Genomic DNA, 11069 nt, shown 5'->3' with positions numbered 1-11069 from the left:
CTGCCGCGCCTTGCGCTGTGATCGACGCGCCGCCGCGCACCGTCAGGTTCTCCGCCGCCACGAGGCGCACGCTGCCGCCTTTGGCGCCATCGGCAGCGACCAGAGCGCCGGACTCCACGGTGATGCTGCCCGCATCGGCAGCGACGGTGAGCGCCCCGGTGCGGGTGACGCCGTCGAGCACGAGGTCTCCGGTGCGGGCGCGGAAGCTGCGTGCATCGGCGAAGCCGCCGGCGTTGAGCACGGCGTTGAGCGCACCGAAATTGGCAATGGTCCGGGCATCCAGCGTGAAGCGGCCGCCCATGACCGTTCCCGCAAGGATGAGCGTGCCGTCCGGCGTTTGCACATCGAGCGTACCCGCCTCGGTGCCGCCGGTTCCGGCGGACAAATCGATCACTGCGCCGGAGCGGATAGCAACGTCGCCGGTGCGGGCGATGAGCGTGATATCTCCGGCCGGCACCGTTCGCCTCTGGTCGAAGAAGGCGATGTCGCGGCCGGCCGTCAGGATGCGGGCGCTGCCGTCGATGGTGAGCCCGGTCGCGGCGTCGAGTGTCAACGCGCCGGACGGCAGATCGATGGTGCCGCCGATCAGCACGTTGCGTCCGGTCAGCGTAAGCACCGTACCGAAATCCTGACTGTTCGCGCTGGCCGATGCGCCGCTCGCCAGCACCGTAAGATCGCCGGTGGCGGTCAGGCGCTGGTTGGCGCCGCTGCGACCGCCGACCCAGCCTGCCGCGATAGTCACGGCGCTAGCCTGCGCGTCGGAGCCGACCGTCAAACTGCCGGCATCGGCGAAGGTCAGATCGCGACCGGCCGCGAAGGCGACGTTGCCAAAACCGCGAATGTGGTTCGTGCCTTCGCCGATGAAGATCGAATCACCCCGTAATGTCAGCACACCGCTCGCGGCCGGATCATCGGCAACGACGATGCCGTTGCTGTTGCGTAGCGTCAGGAGACCGGCCTGAACGGTGGCGTTGCCGTGGCCGCGATGGACGAGCATGCCGTCGAGCACGAGGTCGCCGATGAGCGGCCGGCCGGCGGCGTCGATCGCGCCGACCGTCACCGCGCCATGCATGTCGATCGTAGAGTAGCTGCGCAGGATGAGCCGTTTGCTGTCGCCAAGGCGGCTCAATCGGGCATTGTCCAGCACCAGGCCACCGGTGCCGGAGGGCGCCGCGCCGAAGCTGATGCGGCTGGTGGCGATCTCGAGCGATGGCGTCATCAAATGCGCGCCGGTGCCAACCACGGTGTCGGCAGTTGCGTCGAGCACCACGCCGCCGGTGGCCGCGAGCGTCGCATCGTCGGCGACGGTGATCCGGCCCGGCTCGACGCCGTCAGCACCCGCCAGCCGGTCGGTGCGGCTGAGCTGGAGATCGGCGGCCGTGGTAACGATCAGCGCGGCGCCGTTGCCGCTGCCCGTCGCTCCTCCCGAATCCGGCGCGTCGCCGATGATGATGCGGCTGGCATTGTCTCGCGTCGTGCCCTCTGCGCGGATCACCGCCCCTGCGGCGATGTCGATCACGCCGCTTCCAGATTCACCAACGCTGCCCTTGGCCACCACCAGCACTTCCGGTCCGACGATCGCCGAGGCCTCGTCGTTGGCGATCAGCACGCGCGCTGCGGAGGCGTCGATAGTCGTCTGCGTCCGTTCTGTGAGGCGGGTGCCACCAAGCAGCAGGCTGTCGGCGCCAAGGCGCGTCAGCGCTGCGCCATCAAGCGTCAGCGCATAGCCGTCGACTGGCCCTTCGCCCGCCCCCACCACGGCGATCGACTCGGCGACGATGTCGGCGAGCCCGCCGCGTCCGCCAGACGCGGCGTTAAAGTGCGTCGTGCCATCCAGCGTAAGCGCCGACGCGGCGTTGAGCACGAGATGGCCAGCATCGGTCGGCAGCCGGGGCGCGACCTCGCCGAGCTTCTCGGCAGCCTTGGCGAAAAAGTCGCTCGCCTTGTGCTCGACATACTCGCTGTAGCGGCGCAGCGTGTCGCCCGGAATCACCCGGAACAGCGAAGTACGGGCGTCGCGTGTCGCGCCACCTGCCGTCGCGCGATAACCGCCAACCATCCAGGAGCCGTCCGGCTGTGCGGTGGCCCCGAGCGTAACGTCGGCGGTGGCCGCTTGCACGGCTACTCTGAAGGCGCCGGGCAAAAGCGCGTAGCGGCCCGGCAGCAACGTATAGTAACCGGCAGGCAAGCCCGGCACGTCCGACAGCCAGACGCTGTCGCCGACCTGAAGCGGCGCATTATGGCCGGCATCGGGATCGACTGGCGCGGGCCCGCGATAGCCTGGCAGCACTGCGAAGATCGGCGCGCCGACGCCGCCGTCGAGGATGTCGCGCGAGCCACCGGTGCCCGGCACGAACTCGACACCGAGGAGATCGCCGCCGCCCGAAACGTCGATCGTAGCACCCGAGGCGAACTCAACCTGGCCACCGGTGAGCGTCAGGCGCTTAGCCGGCGGCGCCACCAGCGTGCCATCGGCGAGACTGAAGCTGCTGACGCCTGACCCGGCGAAGAACTTCCAGGTCTCGCCGTTCTCGACGACGCCGTAGGGCAAGAGCAGGCCGGCACCAGAGACCGAGGTGAGGCTGCCGGGCGCCAGCGTCACGCTACCGGTGTTGCCGGCGTCAAGCGTGATCTTGCCGAAGGGCGCGCGCAGCACGCCGGCCTGGACGATCGCCGGCGCCTTCACCGTGAGCCAGCCGCCGGCCGAGAAGGGCAATGGCGCCTCGGTGATCCCGGCGCGGGTAAACGTAACCGATCCTCCCGGCCCGCTCGCCTCCACCATGTAGCGCGTGGCCATGGTGGGGTAGACCTGCGCCGCCGAAAGCGAAAGCTCGCCGACGATCCGCAGCGCGCCGGTTGGAACCGTGGCCTTCGCCTGCTCCGGCACCCCCGCACTGGTGGTCGTCATCACCGGCTCGCCGTTCTCGTCGAACAGCGGCGTATCGGACGTCGCGACACCGACGAGGCGCAGGTCGCCACGGCTCGCGAACTCCGCCGTGCCGATGCCTTGCAGATGAAGGTTGCCAGCGAGGTCAATGAGATCGCCCTCGGCCACAAGCTTGCCGGGCCCGGCCGTCGCCGCCGGTACGTTCGTCTGCCGGTTGATCCCGTAGTTGCCGATCGCGAGATAGGGCGCGATCAGCCGGATGATCGGCGACGGCGCCTCGGCCGTAGCAAGCGAGCGCAGGATGCGCGAGTCGAGCGTCAAAGCCTGTCGCGCGCCAAGCGTGACGTCGCCCTCGACCGTGATCGCGCTGTCGGCTGAGAGGGTCACAGCATCGAAGCCCGCCTGGTCGAGGGTGTCGGCGGCGACATAGAACCTGGCCAGCGGCGAGCCCGTGTCGAGCGCGCGCCCCGGCGCCAGACTGTCCGGCAGCCTGGTGCCCGACTGGCGCAGCACGATCTCAGTGGGCAGCACCTGGGCCCCGGCCTGCGGCCGCAGGAAGTTGCTGGCGAGCGTGAAGGTCCCTCCGCCGGCGAGCGGATGCGCCCGCTCCGCCCGGTACGTACCCTCCAGATAGCCGCCGTCGCGCGCCTTGATCGTGATGCTGCCGGCATCACTCCACACTGTGGTGGGCCGCGTGCCGAACCGGCCGTCGCGGCGGAGCGTTGGGATCTGTCGGGCCGCGGCTGGGAGATCCAGTTCCGCCGCGCCCCCTGATACGTCGATGAGCAAGCCCGCTTCAGTGACGACATAGCCGCTGGCCGACGCGTCGAGGGTGACGCCGCCGCCGGCGAGCACCTCACCGGTGCGCAAGCCGTATGGATTGGGCGCAAGTACGAGCGCGCCGGGGGCAAGCAGCCGTGCATCCGACGTCAGCCACACAGCGCGGCCGGACTCGTGCTTGATCCCCCGGGCCTCGCGCATGGCCACGTTCGTGATGCCGACGGTGATCGAGCCGCCCGGCGCGACCACCGTGCCGGCCACTTCGGCGCGGTATCCCGCCATCAGCGACACCGCGGCGCCGGGATCGACGGTGATCGTGCTTCCCTTCTCGACCGCGAGAACGCCCTTCCCTTCGGACGGCTGGTTTGTCACCTCGACCTTGAGGCTCGCCTCGATGCTGAGGCTGGCGGCGTGCCGGATGCCGGCAGGCTGCAGCGTGATGGCGCCGATCTCGCCCAGCGCCGTGCCGCCGGCGACTGCGGTCGGGTCGCCGGCAATCAAGCGGGTCATTGCGACCGGCGCGATGTGTGTGTCCGCCGCGACGGTCAGGGATGCGCCGCCGTTCAGCGCAAAGTTCGTGAAGCCGCCCCAACGGAAGAACTCCGGCCCGATATGATTGGGCGGCATGATCGCGACGGCTCGGTCAAGAACCGTTCCGTAAGGAATGCTCGCACCGGCGGCCAGCGTGTAATCGCTGTGCAGCGGCGTGCCGGCAGGCAGGCGGACTGCCCTCGCTGCAGTGAGCGGAATGCCGTTCGGAAAAACATTCGCCGGCGGCGTGAAACCGATCGGCAAGTTTCCGTTGCTGTTGCCGGTGCCGAATGCCCGGAGTTGGGTGTTTTTTGGTACTGTCTGGCCGGCGGTATAGACTTGGTTGGTGATGGACTTGACGGTCACGCCAGCCGGCACCACCCAATCAGCCGCGACTGTGACGGGGGCGGCGATATTGACACTGGCTGTCGCGATCGCGGTCAGCACCTCTCCGGAGCGGAGACGAGTGACGGAGTAACTCGCATCGAAGGGCAGCGATTGCCCGGCCCGGAAGGTGAGTGCCTCGGCGAGAGTGAGGTCGCGTGGAGCAGCCTGACCGGGCTGTAGCACATCGCCTAGCGGCACGTCGGTGATATAGAGGTCGACCCCGTTGATGGTCAGGGTGCCGCCGTGGCCAGCAGCGGTCTCAGTAGCCAGCGCGTAGCCACGGAACTCGGCGCCGAGGCTGACCTTGTTGGACTCGATGGTGATCGACCCAGCGTCGCCGAGGCTGAGCCGCCCCCGCACGTCCACATAACCGCCGCCGGACACGTCGATGACGCCGCCCTTGGCCAGGTCGATTTTGCCGATTCCCGATGCGATACCCGGCTTGCCGGCGCGAAGCGACACGCTGCCGCCGTTGCGCGATCCGGGCGTGATGGAGCGTGCGCCGAAGTTGTTGATCCAGCGGCCTGCGACGTCGAGCACCGCCGCCTCGCCGAGCCGGATGACCTGCCAGTCCGCGGGCGCAAGACTGCTCGTGTTCGTATACCAGTACTGGCTGACCTCACTCTGAGGGTTGACGGTATGCAGCGACGTCGCGAGCTCGATGCGGCCGCCGGGTGCCGCGATCGTGCCGTCGACCGTTATGGCGCCGCCCGTCAGCTTGACGGTTGCGCCGTCGCCGAGCTCGAGCCGTGTGCCCTCCGCAACCTCGACGGCGCCGTTGGCGTAGACCTCCAGGCGGCCGATGCCGCCCTGCTTAAGGCGCTCGGCTGACAGCGTGCTGCCGATCTCATCTTCCAGCTCGGTAATGGCGTCGAAATTCTCCGCGAGACCGGCGAGCCCGTTCTGGATCAGCGCCTCGATGTGGCGATAGTTCACCGTGTTGGTGTTGTCTGCCCTCGCACTAGCGTCACCGAGCACCAGCGTGCCGCCAGGTTGCGCGGCCTGGCCCGCGTTGATGCGCGTGCCGGGGTCGACATAGGCGGCGACCAGACCGTCGAGCACAACCCGCGGAGCGTTCAGAGCAACCGTGCCGGCGGCTTGCCCTTGGATGGAGGCGGCTTCGTATCGCCGGCCGGATCGCAATGCTGACGTCCAGGTTTCGGAGACGTTCCAGCGGGAATGATCGCGCGTGAAGCTGCCGGCGATGCCGTAATAGACCTCGCCCCAGCGCGCCGCGCCGATGCTCACCGCACCGCCTGTGGCAGAGACGAGCTGTGTCACCCGGCCGTACCCGGCCGTGAAGTCGAGCGTGCCACCGCTGACATTGAGCGTCGCACCATCGCGCACGACGATGTCACCATGCCCGCCCAGGCTGATGCTGCCGCCCCGGGACGTGAGCTCGCCGACGCCGCGGCGGATCAGGTTGATATAGCCGGAGGCATCAAACAGCGGCGACCCGTACCAGACGCCGCGCTCGCCTGCGAACCACTCGACACCCTGCATCAGCGGATCGTCGAAGATGCCGGTGTCGCGGATGTCGATCCAGACCTTCTTGCCGTAGAGCGGCGAATTGCGCAGCAGCGGATTGTCACGCAGCTCGTGGCCGCGCAGCTCAACCTCGACGAAATTGCGCTCGACTGAAAGCTGCACGCCGCGCGTGCCGGAGACGTCGATCACGGCATCGGCGTCGACATAGATCCGGCTTGCATCGGTCTCATTGGGGCTCAGATCGATGCTCGGATTCTTCCGCGCGGTAGCGCTGACGTTGCCGCCGGGGGCGAGCATCGTGCTGCCACGGCGGACGTCGATGAGGCCGCCGTAGAGCGACACCGTCGATGGGTTGAGCAGCATGCGGGCGGCCACCGTGGTCTCGTCGGTGAGATCCGGCATCACGTCGATCAAGGCGCCCTCGCCAATGGTCAACGTGCCGCTGTACTGGAACGGCCGACGCGGCTCGGGCTCGCCTGGGCCCACTGGAACGAAGCTGGTGTCATAGCGCGCCTGGAGCATAATCGAGCCGTTCGCGACAACGCTGGTCGTGGCGCCGAGACGGCCGCCGGCGAAGACGTCCTTGGCAGCCAGTGTGATATTGCCGCGCTCGGCTAGAATGTCTCCGTGATTGGCAGCGAGACCCGCGCCGTCGACCTCGACGAGATAGCCGCGCAGGCGGGCATCGGTGCTCGCCTTCAGATGCACGGCGGTGCCTGCGGCCAGCAGCGTCTGGCCGTCCGGCGTGCGAATCGTCCCGGCATTCTCGACCGTGCCGCCGAGCAACAAGACCTGGCCCTGCCGACCGGTCTCGATGCGTGCCCCGGCATCCACCTTGATCGCGCCTGCCGTGACACCCGGGGCCGCGGCGAAGCTTGCCTCGAGCTCCCAGCGCGGCGATACGATGCCGCTCAGGAACTTCGCATCCGGCACGTCGAGCGCGCTTGCCGTCAACGAGGCGACGTTGATTTGGGATGAACCGGTGAAGACGATGCCGTTGCGGTTGATGATGTAGACTTGGCCGTCGGCCCTGATTTGGCCGGCGATCTGCGAGGGGCGCGCGTCTGGATCCATCACGCGATTGAGCGCGACCCAGGAACTATTTCCCTGCTGATCGAAATTGACCGTGGTCTCCTTGCCCACATTGAACGTGGTCCAGTTGAGGATCGCCTTCTGTTGGGTCTGCTTGATGTCGACCTGAATGCGGCCATTCACCTGTGCTTGCGTCGGCGATTGCGCGCCGGTCCAAACGCCGGCCGTCGTCCCCGCTCCTGGCGCGACAACCAAGCCGCCAGGAGCAAGCCCGTTCGGGATCGCACTCTGCGCCTGCAAAGCCGCATTGCGCGCTGCCGTTTGTGCGGCCTGCATGGACTGAATCGCCTGGGTGGCGCGCTTCAGTGCGTTGCTTGCTTGCTGCGCCGCTTTAACCGCCTCGTGCGCACCGGATTGCGCGGCCGAAACAGCCGCCGCCGACGGCGATGGCGTCGAGCCGCCGAGAGGACGGGCCACAACTGCTGACGTAGCAGCAAGCAGCGCGGCGACACTCACACCGGCAAATAAAGAGCCGCGTGAAACCGCACGCCCAAAACTCAGCCCGCTCGGCATCCCCATCTGAATGTGCCAGGAAGTCCTGCCTCGACGGGCTTTCAGCGCGGCCATTTTGAATCTCTCGCGTAACGTTTGCTTTTCAGGTTACGACGAAGACGGATCGAGACGGCCAAATCCACCGCGTCGAATGAAAAAAATTTGAGCGGTACGTCCCCTCAGCCGACCAGCACGATGCCGCCCGGCAGCGACCGGATGGGGAGGTTCATCGCCTTCGACATAAAATCGATAACGTCGTCAATGCGATCGAGCCTGAAATTGCCCACGACCTGCCGCTGACCGAGCTCGGCGTTGCGCAGGATGATGCGGCCGGAGCGATAGCGATTCACTTCATCGATGACCTGCGACAGCGGCCTGCGCCGAAATATGAGCAAGCCGCGCTGCCAGGCCGTCACGGCCTCCGGATCGATCGTGATGACCTCGCTTAAGGTCAGATTATCATAGGCCACCTGCTGGCCTCCACGAACAGCAGCGACCGCCTCTCCACAACGGACCTCGACCACGCCATTGGTACAGGTCACCGTGATGACATCACCATCCTTGCGTATATTAAAGGACGCGGCCATCGTCGCCGCGCGGCCGTTCCCCGCCAAAACCACCAGCTCCCGAACCGGATCGCCCTGCTTCGCAACGGCCACTTCTCCAGCCAGCAACCTGACTTGCGCGGCCGATTGCAGATCGATGCTTGTCCGCGTGTTCATCTCGACGGAAACATGGGCTGCCACCTCGATCCGGCGACGTTCGCCGGGCCGCGTACGATAGTCGGCTGTGATTTCGGACAAAGACGGCCACAGATCGAAAGGAGGCCAAACCACAAGCCCGCCGCCCGCTACGGAGGCGGCGAGCGTGGCACCCCCGGCCAGAAAGGTGCGACGCGCCAAGCGCCGGTTCCCAGCCGGGAATGCCAGCGTCCCATCGTAGTTGGAATGGCTGGGCTCGGTTTTCCTGACCGTCTGGTTGGCCCCTTCTTTGGCCGCCTCGCCCAAAACGTCCCAGAGCAAGACAGCTTCGGTAAATTCGCGGGCATGCGCAGGACTCGTACTGCGCCACTTCTCCAGTTCCGCAATGTCGGAGGCCGTTGCTTCACCCGTATTGAGCCGGCGCAGCCAGGCCAGGGCGTGCTCGCGCAAGGCGGCGTTTTCCGGGACGTAACGGTCGGAATTGCTCATGGCTTAAGACGGTCCCCTGCATCTCTGCAGGACATGATTGAGATCCTCTGGCATATCCTAGACGGATTGAGATCGCGCTGTCCGCGTGCCGGCATCGAATTATTCTCTCAGCATGCGACTAAATTGATCGAGAGCGGCCTTCAATTCTCGATCGACGATCCGCACGGTGACGCCAAGGCGCTCGGCGATGACTTTGTATGGCAAATTCTCCAGGCGCGCGGCCATAAAAATCGCACGGCGGCGCGGCGGCAGTTCATTGATCGCTTTGGCAAGCGCCTTTACCTCACCGCGAGCTTCCACCACGCGGGCGGGGTCCAGTTCATCGAAAGTGCGACGGTAGAGAGCCTCGATCTCGGCCTTGCCGAGCCAGCTCTTTTCGGTGCGCTTCTGATCGATCGCGACGTTCAGCGCGATACGATAGAGATACGCCTTTGGGTTATTGACTGCGGCTGCGATTGAAGGAGGCGCCTCGGCCCGGCCAAGACGGAGCCAAGCCTCATGCAGGACCTCGCTGGCAAAATCAGCAGAACCGTAGCGCCGGGCAAGCCGCTCCCTCAGACCATAATAGTCGTCGATCAGAAGACGACGCAACATGGCCACAATGGATTCGGTCATCGCGGAGCCTCGCGGCCTATTTCCGCACGGCGAAGCGACGAATCGGCGTCCGAGCAATATGCGGACGATGCGCCATCAGCGGAAACCAGCAAGGTGACCGGCTGCCGAAGATCCCTGGGCGGAGGCAGGCCGACTGCAAGGTCTCGAACGGCCGCTGCTATAGCGGCATCACGTGATCCGTTGCCGGTCGACGTGACAAGTTCAGATCGCACAATGACACCCGATGCATTGATCCAGATGCGCATCAGCGCCCGATAAGATCCCGGGGTTGTTTCTGCACGCCGGCAGAGCGCGATACGCAGGGTGTCCTGAATCGCAGCGGAATAGTTGTTGAAACGCATCACGGTGGCCGACACCTTGCCGGGAGCGGATGCCGCGCTTCCGTTTCCCGGCGGCAGAGGAACGAGCGTGATTCCCTGGTCATCGATCGCGCGCGCGGTGAGGCCAGTACCGGCGAGCAGAGCCCGCAGCGCAGCTTCCGGCGTCAGTACACCCTGCAACGCTGTCGATCGAAGCCCGCTCACCAATTCAGCATCGACGAATAATTGGATTTGCGTGGCAGCGCCGTAAGCGTTCAGGGCCAATTCGAGCGGCTGGGCTGGAATGTCGAATTGCACCGGCTGCTGGAACACGACTCTCTCCTTGGAGAGCGGCACCGATGCGTGTTGAGCGAGTGCCATTTCGTCGATCAAAGTGAAATGGAGAACAAGAAGCGCCACGATGCACGGCCAAAGGCCATGCCATCGGGTTTCCGGATGAAGCAAAAACGCGCAGATGATCGCCGACGCGTCGGAGGTCAGCGCGCGGCACAACCAAACACTGCGGGGTTGCGCGGACTTCAGCACATCCGGCTTCAAACCCACATCCTCAACTTCACTGGACTGCATTGCCTGGGTGAACAGGTAAGCAGGCTGCATGACAGTTGGATGTCAATTCGGGAAGTACGCGCTGTTCAGGGTACCGGACCGCTCAGCGGAATTAGCACCTTCCCATTAACTGGAGACTTTTAGGCGCCGTTAGCAATAGCGGCGGCGCGCCAGTCAGCTCCTTTGCCACGCCTCGACGTGAATCGTCCGCCATTCGCGCAGGGCTCTGTTCTCGAAGTGTTTCGAGCTCATCGGAGAGCCTCCATGCCACGAAGGTCTCCGATATGGCGCGCCAGTGCACTCTCAAACAGACGTGCAAGAACCGGACGGTTACCAACGCGCATCCCTGATCGCGACGAGGTGCCTCTGCGCGGTGGTGCAACGCCCAGGCTTGGTCCTGCCAGACTTCGAACGGGCGGAATTCCGCTGCGCCGCTCTGGACCGAACGTGTCAAAATCTCACGGCGAGGCGGCCTCGGACGGCGTGGTCTTCTGCGTTGCGTGCGACCTGGCCCTGGTAGAGAATGCCGAGCGTGGTTTGCGCATTGAGATACAGGTCAGCGCCGGCTTCGAGCAGCACGCTGTCGCGCGCGAGCGGCGCGCCCGCGATCTCGAAGGCAGTGCCTCCGCTCGCGAAGGAGAGGGTGGTGACCGGCGTCACGTCGCCGAGCACGTGCTGCCAGGCGGCGGAGAGGCGCGGCCCCAGTGTCATTCCCCCGACCACGACGCTGGTGGCGAGCCG

At 66.0% G+C, this 11069-nt stretch carries 5 protein-coding genes; all 5 read right to left on the bottom strand.

Annotated elements, in window-relative coordinates:
• Window positions 1-7441 (bottom strand): two-partner secretion domain-containing protein (locus CP49_RS39465; protein ID WP_210183113.1); only part of this gene is annotated, 7441 nt, incomplete at its 3' end.
• 395 nt (window positions 7442-7836) lie between these two features.
• Window positions 7837-8847 carry a FecR family protein gene (locus CP49_RS39460; protein ID WP_057855482.1) on the bottom strand — a complete coding sequence of 337 codons (1011 nt, stop codon included), beginning with the start codon at window positions 8845-8847 and terminating at the stop codon, window positions 7837-7839.
• A gap of 99 nt (window positions 8848-8946) precedes the next feature.
• The gene (locus CP49_RS39455; RefSeq protein ID WP_057855481.1) at window positions 8947-9462 is read right to left on the bottom strand and encodes an RNA polymerase sigma factor; all 516 of its coding nucleotides are present in this window, start codon (window positions 9460-9462) and stop codon (window positions 8947-8949) included.
• Window positions 9459-10379, bottom strand: a complete 921-nt coding sequence (locus tag CP49_RS39450; protein WP_057855480.1) for a secretin and TonB N-terminal domain-containing protein — start codon at window positions 10377-10379, stop codon at window positions 9459-9461. Before CP49_RS39450 ends, CP49_RS39455 begins: the two co-directional genes overlap by 4 nt.
• A 399-nt stretch (window positions 10380-10778) precedes the next feature.
• A partial coding sequence (locus CP49_RS39445; protein ID WP_197423359.1) for an autotransporter domain-containing protein occupies window positions 10779-11069 on the bottom strand: 291 nt, incomplete at its 5' end.

Origin of the sequence: Bradyrhizobium valentinum (genome assembly GCF_001440405.1) — a bacterium.
GTDB classification, from domain to species: Bacteria; Pseudomonadota; Alphaproteobacteria; order Rhizobiales; family Xanthobacteraceae; genus Bradyrhizobium; species Bradyrhizobium valentinum.
The sequence above is the reverse complement of the archived record's forward strand: the minus strand, read 5'-3'. Positions and strand labels throughout refer to the sequence as shown.